21 protein-coding genes (1 of these 21 only partly in view) are annotated in these 17321 nt (G+C 57.7%); 3 read left to right on the top strand and 18 right to left on the bottom strand.

Annotation, left to right across the window (positions count from 1 at the left end):
- The 8 genes from ACYZT5_RS00970 to thrS form a co-directional block, all read right to left on the bottom strand.
- Positions 1 to 130: the 5' portion of a MerR family transcriptional regulator gene (locus ACYZT5_RS00970; protein WP_003179985.1), read on the bottom strand. Its footprint begins 227 nt before the window's first position; only the first 130 of its 357 coding nucleotides appear in the window; it begins with the start codon at positions 128 to 130; its stop codon lies off the left edge, out of view.
- Positions 111 to 413: an integration host factor subunit alpha gene (gene ihfA, locus ACYZT5_RS00965; RefSeq protein ID WP_002553164.1), complete on the bottom strand. Its 303-nt coding sequence runs from the start codon at positions 411 to 413 to the stop codon at positions 111 to 113. Before ihfA ends, ACYZT5_RS00970 begins: the two co-directional genes overlap by 20 nt.
- Positions 414 to 416: 3 nt before the next feature.
- On the bottom strand, positions 417 to 2798 hold the full coding sequence (pheT, locus tag ACYZT5_RS00960) for a phenylalanine--tRNA ligase subunit beta (protein WP_462049376.1): 2382 nt from the start codon (positions 2796 to 2798) through the stop codon (positions 417 to 419).
- Between the two features lie 26 nt (positions 2799 to 2824).
- Positions 2825 to 3841 carry a phenylalanine--tRNA ligase subunit alpha gene (gene pheS, locus ACYZT5_RS00955; protein ID WP_007905876.1) on the bottom strand — a complete coding sequence of 339 codons (1017 nt, stop codon included), beginning with the start codon at positions 3839 to 3841 and terminating at the stop codon, positions 2825 to 2827.
- A gap of 109 nt (positions 3842 to 3950) precedes the next feature.
- Positions 3951 to 4307 carry a 50S ribosomal protein L20 gene (gene rplT, locus ACYZT5_RS00950; RefSeq protein WP_007905879.1) on the bottom strand — a complete coding sequence of 119 codons (357 nt, stop codon included), beginning with the start codon at positions 4305 to 4307 and terminating at the stop codon, positions 3951 to 3953.
- 27 nt (positions 4308 to 4334) lie between these two features.
- Complete coding sequence (gene rpmI / locus ACYZT5_RS00945; RefSeq protein ID WP_008145659.1) at positions 4335 to 4529, bottom strand: 50S ribosomal protein L35; 195 nt, start codon at positions 4527 to 4529, stop codon at positions 4335 to 4337.
- A gap of 60 nt (positions 4530 to 4589) precedes the next feature.
- Positions 4590 to 5141, bottom strand: a complete 552-nt coding sequence (gene infC, locus ACYZT5_RS00940) for a translation initiation factor IF-3 (RefSeq protein WP_169857083.1) — start codon at positions 5139 to 5141, stop codon at positions 4590 to 4592.
- Entirely contained in the window at positions 5141 to 7063 is a 1923-nt protein-coding gene (thrS, locus tag ACYZT5_RS00935; RefSeq protein ID WP_008145656.1) for a threonine--tRNA ligase, read from the bottom strand. The genes infC and thrS overlap by 1 nt, the downstream gene beginning before the upstream one ends.
- 374 nt (positions 7064 to 7437) lie before the next feature.
- Here thrS and ACYZT5_RS00930 point away from each other — a divergent pair, with 374 nt between their 5' ends.
- Together ACYZT5_RS00930 and ACYZT5_RS00925 are read left to right on the top strand one after the other, a co-directional pair.
- Positions 7438 to 7740 carry a hypothetical protein gene (locus tag ACYZT5_RS00930; protein ID WP_461958181.1) on the top strand — a complete coding sequence of 101 codons (303 nt, stop codon included), beginning with the start codon at positions 7438 to 7440 and terminating at the stop codon, positions 7738 to 7740.
- A gap of 292 nt (positions 7741 to 8032) precedes the next feature.
- The gene (locus tag ACYZT5_RS00925) at positions 8033 to 8245 is read left to right on the top strand and encodes a cold-shock protein (protein ID WP_003179963.1); all 213 of its coding nucleotides are present in this window, start codon (positions 8033 to 8035) and stop codon (positions 8243 to 8245) included.
- A gap of 72 nt (positions 8246 to 8317) precedes the next feature.
- On the opposite strand, the gene ACYZT5_RS00920 is transcribed toward ACYZT5_RS00925, so the two are convergent.
- Both ACYZT5_RS00920 and ACYZT5_RS00915 read right to left on the bottom strand, forming a co-directional pair.
- Positions 8318 to 8638: an I78 family peptidase inhibitor gene (locus ACYZT5_RS00920; protein ID WP_033061805.1), complete on the bottom strand. Its 321-nt coding sequence runs from the start codon at positions 8636 to 8638 to the stop codon at positions 8318 to 8320.
- A gap of 164 nt (positions 8639 to 8802) precedes the next feature.
- Positions 8803 to 9108, bottom strand: a complete 306-nt coding sequence (locus ACYZT5_RS00915; protein ID WP_461964683.1) for a hypothetical protein — start codon at positions 9106 to 9108, stop codon at positions 8803 to 8805.
- A 132-nt stretch (positions 9109 to 9240) separates the two neighbouring features.
- Between ACYZT5_RS00915 and ACYZT5_RS00910 the strand changes: the two genes are divergently transcribed.
- A complete protein-coding gene (locus ACYZT5_RS00910; protein WP_462049375.1) occupies positions 9241 to 9447 on the top strand; it encodes a hypothetical protein in 207 nt (68 codons plus the stop codon).
- A 38-nt stretch (positions 9448 to 9485) separates the two neighbouring features.
- Here ACYZT5_RS00910 and ACYZT5_RS00905 read toward each other — a convergent pair whose 3' ends face one another.
- From ACYZT5_RS00905 to ACYZT5_RS00870, 8 genes are all read right to left on the bottom strand, one after another.
- On the bottom strand, positions 9486 to 10514 hold the full coding sequence (locus ACYZT5_RS00905; RefSeq protein ID WP_462049374.1) for a nucleoside hydrolase: 1029 nt from the start codon (positions 10512 to 10514) through the stop codon (positions 9486 to 9488).
- Between the two features lie 43 nt (positions 10515 to 10557).
- Positions 10558 to 10962, bottom strand: a complete 405-nt coding sequence (rbsD, locus tag ACYZT5_RS00900) for a D-ribose pyranase (RefSeq protein ID WP_462030424.1) — start codon at positions 10960 to 10962, stop codon at positions 10558 to 10560.
- Positions 10959 to 11876: a ribokinase gene (gene rbsK / locus ACYZT5_RS00895; protein ID WP_462049373.1), complete on the bottom strand. Its 918-nt coding sequence runs from the start codon at positions 11874 to 11876 to the stop codon at positions 10959 to 10961. The genes rbsD and rbsK overlap by 4 nt, the downstream gene beginning before the upstream one ends.
- A 57-nt stretch (positions 11877 to 11933) precedes the next feature.
- Positions 11934 to 12953, bottom strand: coding sequence for a LacI family DNA-binding transcriptional regulator (locus ACYZT5_RS00890; RefSeq protein WP_462049372.1), 1020 nt, complete (start codon positions 12951 to 12953; stop codon positions 11934 to 11936).
- A 3-nt stretch (positions 12954 to 12956) separates the two neighbouring features.
- On the bottom strand, positions 12957 to 13934 hold the full coding sequence (locus tag ACYZT5_RS00885) for an ABC transporter permease (RefSeq protein WP_282376628.1): 978 nt from the start codon (positions 13932 to 13934) through the stop codon (positions 12957 to 12959).
- Positions 13931 to 15484, bottom strand: coding sequence for a sugar ABC transporter ATP-binding protein (locus tag ACYZT5_RS00880; RefSeq protein WP_462049371.1), 1554 nt, complete (start codon positions 15482 to 15484; stop codon positions 13931 to 13933). The genes ACYZT5_RS00885 and ACYZT5_RS00880 overlap by 4 nt, the downstream gene beginning before the upstream one ends.
- 56 nt (positions 15485 to 15540) lie before the next feature.
- Positions 15541 to 16497, bottom strand: coding sequence for a substrate-binding domain-containing protein (locus ACYZT5_RS00875; protein ID WP_462049370.1), 957 nt, complete (start codon positions 16495 to 16497; stop codon positions 15541 to 15543).
- 194 nt (positions 16498 to 16691) lie between these two features.
- Entirely contained in the window at positions 16692 to 17150 is a 459-nt protein-coding gene (locus ACYZT5_RS00870) for a hypothetical protein (RefSeq protein WP_462049369.1), read from the bottom strand.
- Positions 17151 to 17321: the final 171 nt, after the last annotated feature.

The following is a 17321-nucleotide window of genomic DNA, read 5'->3' as shown; positions in this document are numbered from 1 at the left end:
GAGGAAACTCCTGCTCCCAATAGCGCAGCACGTGCGGTTTTACCGCACATAGCTCGCTGACTTCACCAATGGTGAAGTAGCGTTTGCCTGGGATGACGGGTAGCTCGTCGTTATGACTTGGTTCCAGCATAAGCCTCAACTCGGGCCTTCAACTTCTGCCCTGGACGAAAGGTGACCACACGGCGAGCCGTGATCGGGATTTCTTCACCCGTTTTCGGATTGCGGCCAGGCCGCTGGCGTTTGTCCCGAAGATCAAAATTGCCGAAACCGGACAATTTGACTTGTTCGTTGTCTTCAAGAGCGTGCCTGATTTCTTCAAAAAACAGTTCGACCAATTCCTTGGCTTCCCGTTTATTCAGGCCCAGCTCTTCATACAGACGTTCCGCCATCTCAGCTTTCGTCAAAGCCCCCATACGTCACTTCCTTAACGTGGCGTTCAACCTTTGTTCGAGCGAGGTGAGGATGTTTTGCGTCGTGGTATTCACCTCATCGTCATTAAGAGTGCGCGATGGATGCTGCCAGGTCAAGCCGACTGCAAGGCTTTTTCTATCAGGATCAATGCCTTTACCCTGATATACGTCAAATAGCCTGAGGTCTGTCAGCCATTCGCCTGCATTTTCACGGATTACGTCCAGTACAGCACTGGCCGCGACGTCCTTGGCCGCAATCAGTGCCAGGTCACGACGCACTTCAGGAAAACGCGATAACTCCTGGAATTTAGGCATTTTGCCCAATGCCACTTCAGCCAGAACCAACTCGAAAACGAAGACGGGACGGTCGAGACCGAGGGTTTTCGACAACTCAGGGTGAATAGCCCCGACGAAACCGACCAATCGACCTTCACGTTCGATGCGTGCGGTTTGACCCGGGTGCAGCGCAGGATGTTTGCCCGGTACGAACGTGAACGAATCCAGTGCACCAGCAAAGCCCAGCACCGCTTCCACGTCGGCTTTGACGTCGAAGAAGTCCACGACATCGCGACCTTGTGCCCAGCCTTCCGGCAGACGGCTACCGCAAACAACACCCGCCAGCATCGGCTCTTGCTTCAGGCCTTCCAACTGACCGACGAAACGCAGGCCGCTTTCGAACAAACGAACGCGATCCTGCTGACGGTTCAGGTTGTGCTGAAGTGCCTTGACCAGACCAGGCCACAGGGACGAGCGCATGGCGGCCATGTCGTTCGAAATCGGGTTGGCCAGCAACAGCGGTTCGACACCTGGATTAAACAGCTCGAATTGTTTCGGATCGATGAAACTGTAGGTGATCGCTTCCTGATAACCACGGGCTACCAGCAGACGGCGCAGCTCAGGCAGATCGCTACGCGCTTCAGCCTTGGCTTGCGGCGCCAGACGAGCTTGCGGGTAGCGAACCGGTAGACGGTTGTAACCGTACAGACGAGCCAGCTCTTCGATCAGATCAACTTCCAGACTGATGTCGAAGCGATGGCTTGGCACTTCAACGCGCCACTGCCCTGCCCCATCGGCAGAAATCTTCAGACCCAGGCCGCTGAGCAGTCGCTCGACTTCGGCCGAATCCATTTCCATGCCCAGCATCTGAGTGATGCGTTGCGCACGCAGAGTAACCGGCGCAATCGACGGCAGATGCTGCTCGCTGACGGTTTCGATAATCGGGCCAGCTTCACCGCCAGTGATTTCCAGCAGCAGGCCAGTGGCACGCTCCATGGCTTCACGGGCCAGTTGCCAGTCCACGCCACGCTCGTAGCGGTGCGAAGCGTCGGTGTGCAGACCGTAAGAACGAGCCTTGCCAGCGACAGCAATCTGATCGAAGAACGCGCTTTCCAGGAATACGTCGCGAGTGGTCGCGGTGTTGACGCCGCTGTGCTCGCCACCCATGACGCCGGCGATGGCCAGGGCGCGGGTGTGGTCGGCAATCACCAGCGTATCGCTACGCAGGCTGACTTCCTGACCGTCGAGCAGAACCAGTTTCTCGCCTTCTTCGGCCATGCGCACACGGATGCCGCCATTGATTTCGGCGAGATCGAACGCGTGCAGCGGTTGACCCAGTTCCAGCATCACGTAGTTGGTGATGTCGACGGCAGCGTCGATGCTGCGCACGTCGCCACGACGCAAGCGCTCGACCATCCACAAAGGCGCTGGCTTGGACAGGTCGACGTTACGGATCACACGACCCAGGTAACGCGGGCAAGCGGCCGGCGCCAGCACTTCAACCGAACGCACTTCATCGTGCACGGCTGGCACAACAGCAACCACCGGACGGGTGACTTCGGCGGCGTACAGCGCACCGACTTCACGGGCCAGACCGGCCAGGGACAGGCAGTCGCCGCGGTTCGGGGTCAGGTCGACCTCGATGCTGGCGTCGTCCAGGCTCAGGTACTCACGAATGTCCTGACCCACCGGCGCATCGACCGGCAATTCCATCAGGCCGTCGTTGCCTTCGCCGACTTGCAGCTCGACTTGCGAGCACAGCATGCCGTTGGACTCAACACCACGCAGCTTGGCTTTCTTGATTTTGAAGTCGCCTGGCAGTTCGGCGCCGATCATGGCGAACGGGATCTTCAGGCCCGGGCGCACGTTTGGCGCACCGCATACTACCTGGAAGGTCTCCGAGCCATTGCTAACCTGGCAAACGCGCAGCTTGTCGGCGTCCGGGTGCTGCTCGGTGCTCAGCACCTCGCCCACAACCACGCCATTGAATTCACCGGCGGCCAGCGTAACGCTATCGACCTCAAGACCGGCCATCGACAGACGAGCAACCAGCTCGTCGCGACTTACCTGCGGGCTTACCCAGCCACGCAGCCATTGTTCACTGAATTTCATCCTGCTCTCCTAAGAATTCGTTACGACTAGCGAAATTGCGCGAGGAACCGCAAGTCGTTGTCGAAGAACAGACGCAAGTCGTTCACGCCGTAACGCAGCATGGCCAGACGCTCGACGCCCATGCCGAAGGCAAAGCCCGAAAACTCTTCCGGGTCAATCCCGGACATGCGCAGCACGTTCGGGTGAACCATGCCGCAGCCCATGACTTCCAGCCAGCCCGTCTGCTTGCAGACACGGCAGCCTTTACCGCTGCACATCACGCATTCCATGTCGACTTCAGCGGATGGCTCGGTGAACGGGAAGTAGGAAGGACGGAATCGCACGGCCAGTTCTTTTTCGAAGAACACGCGCAGAAACTCTTCGATGGTCCCTTTCAGGTCGGCGAAGTTGATATCGCGGTCGACCAGCAGGCCTTCGACCTGGTGGAACATCGGCGAGTGGGTGATATCGGAGTCGCTACGGTACACACGGCCCGGGCAGACGATGCGGATCGGCGGCTGTTTCGATTCCATGGTGCGGACCTGTACCGGCGAGGTATGGGTGCGCAACAGCATGTTGGCATTGAAATAGAAGGTGTCATGCATCGACCGGGCCGGGTGATGGCCTGGGATGTTGAGCGCTTCGAAGTTGTGGTAGTCGTCTTCGACCTCAGGACCTTCGGCGATGCCGTAGCCGATGTGGGTGAAGAACTGTTCGATACGTTCCAGAGTGCGAGTGACCGGATGCAGACCACCGGAGGTCTGACCGCGGCCAGGCAGGGTCACGTCAATGGACTCGGCAGACAGTTTGGCGGCTAGATCAGCCTCTTCAAACAACGCCTTGCGCGCATTGAGAACCTCTGTGACACGCTCCTTGGCAACGTTGATCAAAGCACCGACTTGCGGACGCTCTTCTGCCGGCAAATTCCCCAGGGTCTTCATCACCTGAGTCAATTCGCCCTTTTTGCCAAGGTAGTGAACCCGGATTTGCTCCAGGGCATTGATATCTTCAGCGCTTTGCACAGCCTCTAGTGCTTGAGAGACGAGCGCATCCAGGTTTTCCATGTACAGACTCCAGATACAAAATAGGGGAAGAGCTTGAAGGCTCTTCCCCTATTTATGACGTTTAACACCTGGCCCCACAGAGGTGAGGCCGGGTGACTGTCGGGGGTACTTAAGCCAAGGTGGCTTTAGCTTTCTCGACAATCGCAGCAAACGCCGCTTTTTCGTTCACTGCCAGATCAGCCAGAACCTTACGGTCGATCTCGATGGACGCTTTTTTCAGGCCGGCGATGAAACGGCTGTAGGACAGACCGTTGATACGTGCACCAGCGTTGATACGAGCGATCCACAGAGCGCGGAACTGACGTTTTTTCTGACGACGGTCACGGTAGGCGTATTGGCCTGCCTTGATTACCGCTTGCTTGGCAACACGGAATACGCGCGAACGAGCGCCGTAGTAGCCTTTAGCAAGTTTCAGAATTTTTTTGTGACGTTTACGGGCAATGACGCCACGCTTTACACGAGCCATGAGTTACTTCCTCTATTCTTGACTAAATTAACGAAGGCGCAGCATGCGCTCGACTTTTGCCACGTCACACGGTGCCAGCAAGCTGCTACCGCGCAGTTGACGCTTACGCTTGGTCGACATTTTAGTCAGGATGTGGCTCTTGAAAGCGTGCTTGTGCTTGATACCGTTAGCAGTTTTCAGAAACCGCTTAGCAGCACCACTTTTAGTTTTCATTTTTGGCATGTTCGGATACTCCGCATTCAGTTGATAAACATAATCAGAAGGCCTGCCGTGCCCTATTGATTACTTCTTCTTTTTCGGGGCGATGACCATGATCAGCTGGCGTCCTTCCATCTTAGGATGCTGTTCGACCGAACCGTACTCGAGCAAGTCACCTTCAACTCGCTTGAGGAGTTCCATCCCCAGCTCCTGGTGGGCCATCTCACGGCCGCGGAATCGCAAGGATACCTTGGCCCTGTCCCCATCACTCAGGAAACGTACCAGGTTGCGCAGTTTTACCTGGTAATCCCCTTCCTCCGTCCCTGGACGAAACTTGATTTCTTTAACCTGAATCTGCTTCTGGTTTTTCTTGGCCGCGGCAATCTGCTTCTTCTTCTCGAAGATCGATTTGCCGTAGTCCATCAGTTTGCAAACAGGGGGTACTGCATCGGCGGAAATTTCCACCAGATCCAGCTTGGCCTCTTCAGCCTTAAGAAGCGCGTCTTCAATTGACACAATCCCAAGCTGTTCACCTTCAGCCCCAATTAACCGAACCTCGCGTGCCGAGATATTCTCGTTGATCGGGGCTTTCGGTGCAGCTCGTTTATCTTGTCTCATTTCACGCTTAATAGTAATTACTCCGAATCTGGGCGACCACGCCGGGAAACCGCTTGCGCGAGAAACTCAGCGAACTGGGCGACGGGCATCGAGCCCAGGTCAGCACCTTCACGAGTACGCACAGCGACAGTCTGCATCTCGACTTCCCGATCTCCGATAACCAAGAGATAAGGAACCTTGAGCAAAGTATGCTCGCGGATTTTAAAGCCGATCTTTTCATTTCTCAAGTCAGACTTGGCACGAAATCCGCTTTCGTTGAGAGTTTTTTCAACCTCGGCGGCAAAATCGGCCTGTTTGTCAGTGATGTTCATGATCACTGCCTGGGTCGGAGCCAGCCACGCAGGGAATGCACCCTCGTAGTGCTCGATCAGGATTCCGACGAAACGCTCGAAGGATCCGAGGATCGCCCGGTGCAACATTACCGGGTGCTTGCGACTGTTGTCTTCGGAGACGTATTCGGCTCCCAAACGGACAGGCAGGTTAAAATCGAGCTGCAGGGTACCACACTGCCAGACGCGGCCGAGGCAATCTTTCAGCGAGAACTCGATCTTCGGACCGTAGAAAGCACCCTCGCCCGGCTGCAGATCGTACGGCAGGCCAGCGCTATCAAGGGCTGCAGCCAATGCAGCTTCGGCGCGATCCCACAGCTCGTCGGAGCCGACGCGTTTTTCCGGACGAGTGGACAGCTTCATCTCGACGTCTTTGAAGCCGAAGTCGGCATAAACGTCCATGGTCAGCTTGATGAACGCAGCAGATTCGGCCTGCATCTGCTCTTCGGTGCAGAAGATGTGGGCGTCGTCCTGAGTAAACGCACGCACACGCATGATGCCGTGCAGCGCACCCGATGGCTCGTTACGGTGGCAGGCACCGAATTCGGCCAGACGCATCGGCAACTCACGGTAGCTTTTCAGGCCCTGATTGAACACTTGCACGTGGCAAGGGCAGTTCATCGGCTTGATCGCGTAGTCGCGGTTTTCCGACTGAGTGGTGAACATGTTGTCGGCGTAGTTGGCCCAGTGCCCGGATTTCTCCCAGAGGCTGCGGTCAACGACCTGCGGAGTCTTGATCTCCAGATAGCCGTTGTCGCGCTGAACCTTGCGCATGTACTGCTCAAGCACTTGATACAGAGTCCAGCCGTTCGGGTGCCAGAACACCATGCCCGGCGACTCTTCCTGGGTGTGGAACAGGCCCAGACGCTTGCCGATCTTGCGGTGATCGCGCTTTTCAGCTTCTTCGATGCGCTGGATGTAAGCCGCCAACTGCTTTTTGTCGGCCCATGCGGTGCCATAAACGCGCTGCAATTGCTCGTTCTTGGCATCGCCACGCCAGTAGGCGCCGGACAACTTGGTCAGCTTGAAGGATTTCAGGAAGCGAGTGTTCGGCACGTGCGGACCGCGGCACATGTCGACGTATTCTTCGTGATAGTACAGGCCCATGGCCTGTTCGTTCGGCATGTCCTCGACCAGACGCAGCTTGTAGTCTTCGCCACGGGCCTTGAACACTTCGATCACTTCGGCGCGCGGAGTGACTTTCTTGATCACGTCGTAATCTTTTTCGATCAGCTGCTGCATGCGCTGTTCGATGGCGGCCAGGTCGTCCGGAGTGAAAGGACGCTCGAAGGCGATGTCGTAATAGAAGCCTTCGTCGATGACCGGACCGATGACCATCTTCGCCGTCGGGTACAGCTGCTTGACCGCGTGACCCACCAGGTGGGCGCAAGAGTGGCGAATGATTTCCAGCCCCTCTTCATCCTTTGGCGTAATGATTTGCAGCGTAGCGTCGCTGCCGATGATGTCGCTGGCGTCGACCAGCTTGCCATCGACCTTGCCGGCCACGGTGGCTTTGGCCAGGCCGGCTCCAATGGATGCGGCGACCTCGGCTACGGAAACCGGGTGATCGAATGAACGTTGACTGCCGTCGGGAAGAGTAATAGTTGGCATGGCGCCTCCTCTCCTAGTGGTGACCCCTACCAAAGGTCACGTGGGTTGGGATGAGCCAGTACAAGATCCGATCCAGGCCATTCAATGACGAACGCCTGCCTTACAGCGGCAGGAGCCTTGCGGCCAACCGGAAAACCGAACCAGAGTGACTGGGATTCAAATCAGGGTTATTCGAACATTTGCCGCTACCGGGACTGAAGGTCATCCGGAGCCTGCAAACGCCCGAGCGAGGCATGCTAGCACAGATGAACGGTCGTCGATGCAACGAGGATTTGTACCGGGGCAAATCGTGCAATTTTATGCCAGAGTGCTGAACTTGAACCCCGCTTTACCCCTCAGATAACAAGACATTGACCCACAAGGAGCATCCCAGCATGCGTCTGAATCGTTTGTTCGCAGTAGTCGCCCCAATTGTTCTGCTGCTGCCACTGGCCGCCCATGCCGATTGGCCAAAGGGCGAGCGCGAGAAATACATGGCTCAGTGCACAGAAGCGGCCACTCCGCAGATCGGTGCTGCAGCAGCGAAGGCACACTGCGCTTGCGGCGCGGATGCCATCAAATCGTACCCTGCCAAAGACATCCAGTCCCTGATGGACAACACGGCCAATGACGCGCTGAAACAAAAAGCGCTGACCCAAATCTCGTCGTGCAAAGCCGATAACAAGGCGAAAAAATAAGCCCGACAGAGGGATTTTTTCGCCTGCAACGACAGTAAAAAGCCTCTGAAAACCGCCCTTTCGTACAATTTATGCAGGTTTTACAGGTTTTTTTATTGTCTTTACTTTTGGCTGAAAGCCTTTTAAAACGGGGCTTGCAGCCAAACAAAGCAGCAAACAGAACGCGACTGCAGGGCAAACAGCACGTCCGGGGGGCTCCCAAAGCGAACATTTCGACTATGATACCCCGGTGTGCCCAGTTGGCCTGAGCAGCACAGCACTACTGAAAATATATGTTTCTTGGAGATACACCATGTCTAATCGCCAAACCGGCACCGTTAAATGGTTCAACGATGAAAAAGGCTTCGGCTTCATCACTCCTCAAGGTGGCGGTGACGACCTGTTCGTACACTTCAAAGCTATCGAAAGCGACGGTTTCAAAAGCCTGAAAGAAGGCCAAACCGTTTCCTTCGTGGCTGAGAAAGGCCAAAAGGGTATGCAAGCTGCACAAGTTCGCCCAGAGTAAGTTTCTGGCGCACTAAAAAAACCCCGTCCATGTGGCGGGGTTTTTTATGGGCGAAACAAAAACCTGAAGCGATCAGCCGCAGTTGACGCGAGTGACCACTCGGTTGGCATCGGTATTCAGGTTGAGGCGATCCGAGCGGTACTCCAGGGTCACCATATCGGTGGGCAAGAGGAACCGTGCATTTTGTGCGCCTGCGCGAGTACGCGCCTGCTCCAGCAGTTCAGGCGAAGCCTTTTTGCCAATGGTGAATTCGGCAGCCTTTGCCTCACAACGGCTGTGACCCGTATCAGTCGTCGTGACAGGGTCTGTTGTCGACTCGGTGGAGGTAGTGCTGCAACCTGCGAGCATGGCAACGGCCAACAAAGTACCCAATGACGCGAGCTTCCAAGGCATGAAGCCTCCTTTTTTCAATAGTTAAGCTGAGATCGTGCGACCGCCAATCTGGCGTTTGGTTTCACAGGGTTACTAGCACCCTGCCCTCAATCCGGAAAAACGGCGAGTTTGCCTGAGCATTCCCTGCCGTTCATCTCGCAATCGTGACTGAATATGAACAGCGCTCAATAGACGTCAATGTAGTCGAACGGAGGATTCGGCCAATTTTCCTTGAGCGCATTGAAAATCTGCATAACCCAGACCTCGTCACTGGCCGCGACCAATCCTACATAACCGGAACCCTTGGCCCACGTCTCCAGACGAAACAGCAGCCCGCTGATATCAGTGCCGCCCACAACACCTGATGAAATGTAGGCGATGCCACCCTTGGTCACCCGCAATTGAGTGTGCTCATCGTCGCTGGCGGAGGCCAGCAGCTGACGCACCGCCTCAAGGGTCAAGCCGTCAGGAGCGTTCAAATCGATCTGCACAGCACAGTCCTTGAAAATTCGTCAAAGGCCAAGTGTCGCATAGCCCTCCCCTCATGCCTAAGTCGGAGTGTCAAATGCTGCGCAAAATGGTTAACTCGACACTCAGACTTTCCCGACTTCACGAGCGCCATCATGACCACCGTAAGCATCGACGCCGACATCAAAGCCAAGTGGCCACAGGGCCACAGCTCTTACAGCCCGGGCAGCCCGGAAGAGTTGGCAATCATTGGCATCGATCTATTGGTCAAGGAGCTCGGGACGCAAGCCGCCCAGACATTCATCGCACAAATATTCGAGAAGTACCCCATCAACTATAGGGGCCTGACAGATAGCGAGTGAACGTAAAACCCGCAGGCTGGCACCTGCGGGTGTAGGGCTTACTTCAGACGAGCCAGACGCTCGGTCAGCAGGTCAAAGAAGCCTTGGGCGTCGCCACTTTCAACCCAGAAGGCATTCTTCGGCGCTTTCAGGCCGTCATACCAGTCGACGATGGTTTGGCCGAACGTCGGGCCTTCGCGGCTATCAACGACCACATTGACCGAACGACCGGTGAACAACTCAGGCTTGAGCAGGTAGGCAATGACGGTTGCGTCATGCACCGGGCCACCCGGAATGCCATAGTGTTCCATGTCACCTTTGACGTATTCATTGAGAATATCGCCTACCACCTTGCTGGCATTGTTGTTGATTGCCGCGATCTGCTTCAGGCGCGCTTCGCTGGTGAGGATCTTGTGGGTCACGTCCAGCGGCAGATAAGTCAGCTTCACGCCACTTTCCAGCACCACTTCCGCAGCCTGCGGGTCGGCGAACAGGTTGAATTCGGCCACCGGGGTGATGTTGCCGCCGTTGAAGTGCGCCCCGCCCATGATCACCACTTCCTTGATGCCCTGAACGATTTCAGGTTCCTGGATCAGCGCCAGGGCCAGATTGGTCTGCGGACCCAGCATGGCGATGGTGATGCTATGGGGCTTGGCGGCTTTCAAGGTATCGATCAGGTAGTTGACCGCATTGCCCTTGGCCAGACCTTTCTTCGGCTCATGTACGGTGACGCCCGACAGGCCTTCCTTGCCATGGATGTTCTCGGCGTAAATCGGCGTACGCATCAGGGGCTTCGGTGCGCCCGCGTAGACCGGCACCTCCTCGCGCCCTGCCCACTCGCGGGCCAGCCGCGCATTACGCGACGTCTTGTCCAGGCGAACGTTGCCGGCGACGGTGGTCAGCGCACGAATGTTCAGCTCATCCGGCGACGCCAGGGCAAACAGCAAGGCGACCACGTCGTCGGCACCCGGGTCGGTGTCGATGATCAAGTCGATTTTTTCCGCCGCCTGGGCGCTTGTTGCGGTAATCAGGGACAAAAGCAGCAGACTCCGGAGCAGGTGGTGCAGTTTCTGAGCATAGCGGTGCATAGCGCACTCCTTGTGCGTGGAACAGCAGAAAGACAACAGCGAGTTAGAACGTTACCCCCGCCACCAGGACGATGTTGCAATACGGCTGACATTCGCCTGTACGAACAATCGCCCGTGCCTGTCGGCTGAGGACTTTGAATTGGTCATGACTGAGCAGCTCACGCTGACCTAGCGCACCTTCAGCATTCAGCTCATCGAGCGTCGCCAACGCCGAAGGTTTCTTGTCCAGGATCTCCTGGGCCAGCACATGGCTCTCAACCTGCATTTCGCTGAGTACAACCTTCAACGTGCTGACGAAATCCGGGATGCCATGGGTCAGGGCCAGGTCGATCAGTTCAACGCCTGGCGGCACCGGCAGGCCTGCGTCGCCGATCACCACCCTGTCGCCATGGCCCAGGGATGCGATCAGCCGCGACAGTGCAACATTAAGCAAAGGTGTCTTTTTCATGGTGTTTTAAAGGCCTGTACGTCAGACAAGGTGGGGATCGAGGGTTGCGCGCCGGCACGGGTCACCGACAGCGCTGCGGCGACCTGACCGAAACGGATCGCTTCGGCTTCGCTTTTGCCCACCGCCAGTGCTGCGGCGAAACCACCGACGAAGGTGTCGCCAGCCGCCGTGGTATCGACAGCCCTCACCTTCGGCGCAGGGAAATGCTCGAAGCTTTTGCCGTTGGCAAACAGCGAACCCTGAGCCCCCAGGGTAATGATGACCTTGCCGGCGCCCATGGCGATCAACCGGGTCGCAGCGGTTTCAGCAGATGCCAGAGAATCCACTGGCAAACCACTCAGGGCCGAGGCCTCGCTTTCGTTGGGAATCAGGTAATCGATGGACGCGTACCAGTCCGCCGGCAGCGGGCGACTGGCTGGCGCCGGATTGAGGATCACGGTCTTACCCAATTCACGGCCGCGCTTGAGCGCATGACCGACAGTGGCATCCGGCACTTCCAGCTGACAAATGATCACGTCCGCGGCCTGCAATACTGCATCGAAACGGTCAATCACCGCTGGCGTCAGCGCGCCATTGGCCCCGGCAACGATCACGATTGCGTTCTGGCTGTTGTCATCGACCACGATCAACGCTACGCCGCTGGAATCGTCGACGGTGCTGACCGCCTGGCAATCGATCTGCTCGGCCAACAGCGCCCCGCGCAGTTCTTCGCCGTAGGCATCGCTGCCCACGCAACCGACCATCGACACCTGCGCCCCCAGCCTCGCCGCAGCGACCGCCTGGTTTGCGCCCTTGCCACCGGAAACCGTGGCAAACGACTTGCCGATCAACGTCTCACCGCCACGGGGCAGCCGTGGCGCCCGGGTGACCAGGTCCATGTTCAGGCTGCCTATAACCACTACTTTTGCTGGCATACATCACTACTCATCAATTCTGTTTCAGCGGAGCTTTTGATTTAGCGGCTTTCTATTTCAACGGAACTGGGCGAACACGCCGGCCAGCGGCGCAGTCGACTCCCGCAGGACAATACTGGGCGTCACGATCCGTTGATCGGTGGCCATATCCGGTGTGGCGATTCTTCTTAAAAGCACTTCGGCAGCCATCTCACCGAGTTGCAGAATCGACTGCCCCACGGTGGTCAGCGCCGGGTACACATAGCGACTCATTTGAATATCGTCGAAGCCGATCACCGACAGCTCCGTCGGCACACGAATATTGCGCTCGGCCGCCGCTCGCAGCACACCGATGCCAATCATGTCGTTACCGGCGAAGATCGCGCTCGGCGGGTTCTTTTCCAACAGGATCGCGGCGGCGTTGTAACCGCCGGTGCTGGTGAAGTCGCTTTCAAGCATGCGCTCGCGGGGTACTTCGACACCCGCCTCTTTCAGGGCACGGCTATAACCGGCCAGACGCATCTGCGCCACGCTGGTACTCGCCGGGCCGCCAATGGTGGCAATGTCTCGATGCCCCAATTCCAGAAGGTGGCGGGTCGCCAGATAGGCGCCGTATTCGTGATCGATGCGCACCAGATCGGCATTTACACCTTCCAGTCCACGGTCAACGATCACCATCGGTGTACGCACGCCTGCCAGGCCTTCTGCCAGCCCTGCATCACCGCCGGCCGAAGCGACGATCAGCCCGTCAATGCGTTTTTCCAGCAGTACGCGCAGGTAGCTGCGTTGTTTGTCCGGGTTGTCGTCGGAATTACAGAGGATCACGCAGTAGCCATTACGCTCGCAGTAATCCTCAATGCCTCGCGCCAATTCGGCGAAGTACGGGTTGAGGCTGTTGGGCACCAGCAGACCGATGGTCGCCGTGGTTTTGGCCTTGAGGGACCGGGCCACGGCACTGGGCACGTAGTCGAGGGTTTTGATCGCCGCCTCGACCTTGACCCGTACCTCTTCACTGACCGGCCGGGTCTTGTTCACCACGTGGGAAACCGTGGTGTAGGAAATTCCCGCGAGCGCTGCCACATCCTTGATCGTTGCCATGACTCAGGTCCGCCGGCTTGCGCGCTGACTGCGATAAGTATCAAGCACCACCGCCACCACGATCACCGCGCCGGTGATGATGCGTTTGGTGGGTTCAGTCGCGCCGATCTGCGCCAGACCGGCCGCTAACACGGAAATGATCAGAACCCCGAAGAACGTGCTGATGACCGAACCGCGCCCCCCCATCAAACTGGTACCGCCGATCACTACCGCGGCGATCACTTGCAATTCCAGCCCGGAGCCGGCATTCGGATCCGCCGCTTCCAGACGGGAAATCTGGAACAGCGCGGCAATACCCGCCAGCAGCCCCATCAGGCTGAACACCAGGATCTTGTAGGGTTTTGGATTGATCCCCGCCAGACGCACCGCCTCTTCGTTGGTGCCGATGCCGATCAGGTAACGGCCGAACACGGTACGCGTCAGCACTGCCTGGGCAATGAAGATGATCAGCAAGGCAATGATGAACGACGGCGAGATGCCGAAGGCGATCGGGTTGGACAACCAGGCAAAGGCGTCACCGATATAGGCCGTGCGCGATCCGGTCATCTGATACGCCACGCCGCGGGCCATTTCCAGTACGCCGAGGGACACGATGAACGACGGAATCCGCCAGGCCACGGTGATCGAACCGGTGATGGTCCCGGCCAGTGCTGCCGCCGCCATTCCGAGCAGCGCCGCAGGCAGCACGCTCCAGCCCCAACCGAGAATGGCCACGCTGACCGTTGACGCCGCGAGCGCGAGCACCGAGCCCACCGACAAGTCGATACCGCCAATGATCAACACGAACGTCATGCCGACCGCCAGCACCATCAAGTCCGGAATCTGGTTGGCCAGGGTGCTGAAAGTGTCGTAGGACAGGAAATGGCTGCTCAGAACCGAGAACAGCGCGACCATTGCCAGCAAGGCACCGGCCAGGCCCAGATAGGTACCGAGGCCGTAAAAATTGCCACTACGTTTGCCGGCAGACACTGCAGTATTCATGTGAGATCCCTAGGCGTTGCTTCGTTGAGCAACGCATCACGTTTTTGGTAGCCGGCGAACGCGGCGGCAAGCAAATCATCCTGGGTCCAACTGTCGCGCTCAAAGGTGTCGATCAGACGTCCCGCGGAGAGCACGCCGATCCGGTCGCAGATCAACATCAGTTCACGCAGGTCGCTGGACACCACCACCAGCGCTTTGCCTTGACGGGTCAGCTCGCCGAGCAAGGCATAGATGTCAAACTTGGCGCCGACGTCGATGCCACGCGTTGGCTCGTCGAACAACAACACTGAACAATCGCGCTCCAGCCAACGGCCGATCACGACTTTCTGCTGGTTGCCGCCGGAGAGTTCCGAAACCAGTTGTGTCGGGCTGGAGCTGCGGATGCGCATGGCGTCGATCTGACGCTGGGCCAGGGCCCTCTCGTCACCGTTGTTGACGAAGCCACCGCTGGATATCACCGGCATATTGCCCAAGGCGATATTGGCGCTGATCGATTGAGTCAGCAGCAGGCCTTCGCCCTTGCGGTCTTCAGTGATCAGGGCGATGCCATGACCGACCGCGTCAGCCGGTGACCGGATACTCACAACCTGCGCTGGCGAACCGAGCGCAACGGTGCCGCTGTCTGCGATGTCAGCACCAAAAATCAGCCGCAGCAACTCGGTGCGCCCTGCCCCGATCAAACCGGAAATCCCGTAGATCTCGCCGGCGCGTACTTCGAAGGATACGTCGCGAACCTTGTCGGAACGGGTCAGCCCTTTGACCGTCAAGGCTGGAGCACCGATCTTGCGCGGGCCCATGTCGATGTGTTCGCCGAGTTCACGACCGACCATCAGCGTAACCAGTTGCTCGCTGTTGTAATTGGCCATCGGCTCGACGCACACCAGGTTGCCATCGCGCAGTACCGCAATACGCTGGGCGACCCGCGCCAGCTCTTCGAGACGGTGCGAGATATAGATGATCGAAACGCCGCGAGCTTGCAGACGAGTGATTTGCTCGAACAGCATCTCGACTTCACGGTTCGTCAACATTGCAGTCGGTTCGTCGAGGATCAGCACGTGGCAATCGCCGATCAGGTTGCGGGCGATCTCCACCATTTGCTGGTGACCGATGCCCAATTCGCCCACCAGCGTGTCCGGGTCAATCGCGTCGAGGCCGACCTGGGCCATGGCTTCGATCGCAGCCTTGCGCAATTGCTTGCGACTGATCCAGCCGCCGTTGCTGGGCAGGTTGTCGAGAAACAGGTTTTCCGCCACTGACAGGGTCGGCAACAGATTGAGTTCTTGCATCACCATGCGGATGCCGAGGGCTTCGGCCTGAGTGCGGCTTGCGGGGCGGTAATCCTGCCCCTGGAATTGCATCTGGCCGGTGGTCGGTGTGACCAGCCCGCCGATGATCTTCGACAGCGTGCTTTTTCCGGCACCGTTTTCGCCGGTCAGCGCCAGCACTTCACCGCGCATCAGCGTCAGGTCGATGCCGGCCAGGACCGGTTGGGCGTAGGTCTTACCGATACCGCTGACCGAGAGGACAGCGTTCGGGGCGGGAACTGACATAAAAACTCTCCATGCGCTCGCCCGGACGGGCGAGCACCGTTGTGTCGCCAGAAGGACTACTGGGTGACCAGCTCTACCGGAGTTTCGATGACGCTATTGGCGCCACTGTCGACTTTCTCACCTTTGATGATCTTCAGCGCAGTCTCGATGCCAAACACGGCTTGCTTGGCTGCAAACTGGTCAGCAGTGGCCAGAACCCGGCCATCTTTAAGCATCGGCTTGATGGCGTTGATGTTGTCGTAACCGACCACTTGCACCTTGCCAGCCTTGCCCGCTGCACGCACGGCGGATACTGCGCCGACGGCCATGCTGTCGTTGCCGGCCAGCAGCGCTTTGACTTGCGGGTACTCGCTGAGGATCGAAGCGGCAACCTTGTTGCCCTTGTCGATCTCCCAATCACCGGATTGCAGCGAGACAACCTTGATCTGTGCCGCTTCCATCGCGTCCTTGAAGCCTGCGGTGCGAGCCTGGGCGTTGGTGGTGGTGGACACGCCTTCGATGATGCCGACTTCGTCGCCGGCCTTCAGTTGCTTGGCCAGGTACTCGCCTACCAGACGCGCGCCTTTGCGGTTATCCGGGCCTACGAACGGTACGGTGATGTTCTTGCTTTTGACGACAGCCGGGTCCAGTTGGTTGTCGATGTTGATCACGGTGATACCGGCATCGATGGCTTTCTTGATCACTGGAACCATAGCCTTGGAATCAGCTGGCGCGATGACCAGCGCATTGACCTTGGCCAGAATCATTTGCTCGACGATGCGCGTCTGGCCAGCCGTGTCGGTTTCGTCTTTGATGCCGTTGGAGATCAGCTCGAAATCGCCGGAGTGGTCTTTCTGATAGGCCTTGGCGCCGTCTTCCATGGTCAGGAAGAATTCGTTGGCCAGGGATTTCATGACCAGCGCGACTTTGGGTTTTTCAGGGGTCTCGGCGAAGGCCGAAGAGACAGGCAACGCAGCGGATGCGGCAGCCAGCATAGCGACAGCGAGAAGACGTCCAGCGAATGGCAGCTTCATGGGTTCACTCCGATCTTATGATTATTGTGAGCAACGCTTGCGCTGGCGTAGGCTTCATGGCGCTCACCAATGAATAACCACCGGGAGCACCACGCAAACGTTTGCGTAGACCGAACTATGCGAACCCTGCTGTGATTTGTCAACGGCCGGAAAAGACGTTTTGCGGGCCAACCGGCAAAAGCCAGGTATTTACGTCATGCCGTCGTGTTGACCACCGATCCAGCACCGGAGCCCTTGGCCATTTCCTTGTACAGGCTGTTCGCCGTTTCCAGAATTGCAGCGGTGGTATCGGCTATTTGCCCTTGAATCGCCATCACAACGGTGGTCTTGGCTTCAGGCGTCGGGTAAGAAGCCGATTGGGCCGCTGCCAATTGTTGCTGCTGTTGACGCAGTTGCTCTTGCAGCTCTTTCAGACGCTTGAGCAATACCTTTTCCGCGACAGAGGCGTTGTCGGCGCCATCCGTTTCAGTCGATTCCGCACTTTTACCCAGGCCCACAACACCGGTTCTGACTTGCTTGCTCTCGCTTTCCTTCGTACCCAGCGCTTGATTCGCGGCATCGGCCGTCTGATCGCTCAGCGCTTGAATCGTAGCGGCGGACTTGCCGCCGATGGTGACGCCTGCGGCGTTTGGGATCCCAATGGATAACGACATTTAAACTCCTGAGTGGAAAGATCCTTTAAAGGAGCATCGACCGAAGCGCGGGTTTCTTTAGCACTGATTCGCAATCTGGCAAGGCGATTTGCTCTACAGAGGTTGTAGTACTTTTCGGAGAGCCGAACACAAACGCTCAACGTGTTCGGAAACCCGGACAACAGGCTGTGT

Source organism: Pseudomonas sp. LB3P14 (assembly GCF_054898045.1).
The sequence above is the reverse complement of the archived record's forward strand: the minus strand, read 5'-3'. Positions and strand labels throughout refer to the sequence as shown.

Bases quoted from the DNA above. Each gene is read 5' to 3' on its own strand.
- ACYZT5_RS00885 (WP_282376628.1), bottom strand. From the start codon at position 13,934: ATGAATACTGCAGTGTCTGCCGGCAAACGTAGTGGCAATTTTTACGGC.
- rpmI (WP_008145659.1), bottom strand. From the start codon at position 4,529: ATGCCAAAAATGAAAACTAAAAGTGGTGCTGCTAAGCGGTTTCTGAAA.
- ACYZT5_RS00930 (WP_461958181.1), top strand. From the start codon at position 7,438: ATGCGTCTGAATCGTTTGTTCGCAGTAGTCGCCCCAATTGTTCTGCTG.
- ACYZT5_RS00880 (WP_462049371.1), bottom strand. From the start codon at position 15,484: ATGTCAGTTCCCGCCCCGAACGCTGTCCTCTCGGTCAGCGGTATCGGT.
- ACYZT5_RS00905 (WP_462049374.1), bottom strand. From the start codon at position 10,514: ATGCACCGCTATGCTCAGAAACTGCACCACCTGCTCCGGAGTCTGCTG.
- rbsK (WP_462049373.1), bottom strand. From the start codon at position 11,876: ATGCCAGCAAAAGTAGTGGTTATAGGCAGCCTGAACATGGACCTGGTC.
- ACYZT5_RS00870 (WP_462049369.1), bottom strand. From the start codon at position 17,150: ATGTCGTTATCCATTGGGATCCCAAACGCCGCAGGCGTCACCATCGGC.
- ACYZT5_RS00925 (WP_003179963.1), top strand. From the start codon at position 8,033: ATGTCTAATCGCCAAACCGGCACCGTTAAATGGTTCAACGATGAAAAA.
- pheT (WP_462049376.1), bottom strand. From the start codon at position 2,798: ATGAAATTCAGTGAACAATGGCTGCGTGGCTGGGTAAGCCCGCAGGTA.
- rbsD (WP_462030424.1), bottom strand. From the start codon at position 10,962: ATGAAAAAGACACCTTTGCTTAATGTTGCACTGTCGCGGCTGATCGCA.
- ihfA (WP_002553164.1), bottom strand. From the start codon at position 413: ATGGGGGCTTTGACGAAAGCTGAGATGGCGGAACGTCTGTATGAAGAG.
- pheS (WP_007905876.1), bottom strand. From the start codon at position 3,841: ATGGAAAACCTGGATGCGCTCGTCTCTCAAGCACTAGAGGCTGTGCAA.
- ACYZT5_RS00920 (WP_033061805.1), bottom strand. From the start codon at position 8,638: ATGCCTTGGAAGCTCGCGTCATTGGGTACTTTGTTGGCCGTTGCCATG.
- rplT (WP_007905879.1), bottom strand. From the start codon at position 4,307: ATGGCTCGTGTAAAGCGTGGCGTCATTGCCCGTAAACGTCACAAAAAA.
- ACYZT5_RS00875 (WP_462049370.1), bottom strand. From the start codon at position 16,497: ATGAAGCTGCCATTCGCTGGACGTCTTCTCGCTGTCGCTATGCTGGCT.
- ACYZT5_RS00910 (WP_462049375.1), top strand. From the start codon at position 9,241: ATGACCACCGTAAGCATCGACGCCGACATCAAAGCCAAGTGGCCACAG.
- ACYZT5_RS00890 (WP_462049372.1), bottom strand. From the start codon at position 12,953: ATGGCAACGATCAAGGATGTGGCAGCGCTCGCGGGAATTTCCTACACC.
- thrS (WP_008145656.1), bottom strand. From the start codon at position 7,063: ATGCCAACTATTACTCTTCCCGACGGCAGTCAACGTTCATTCGATCAC.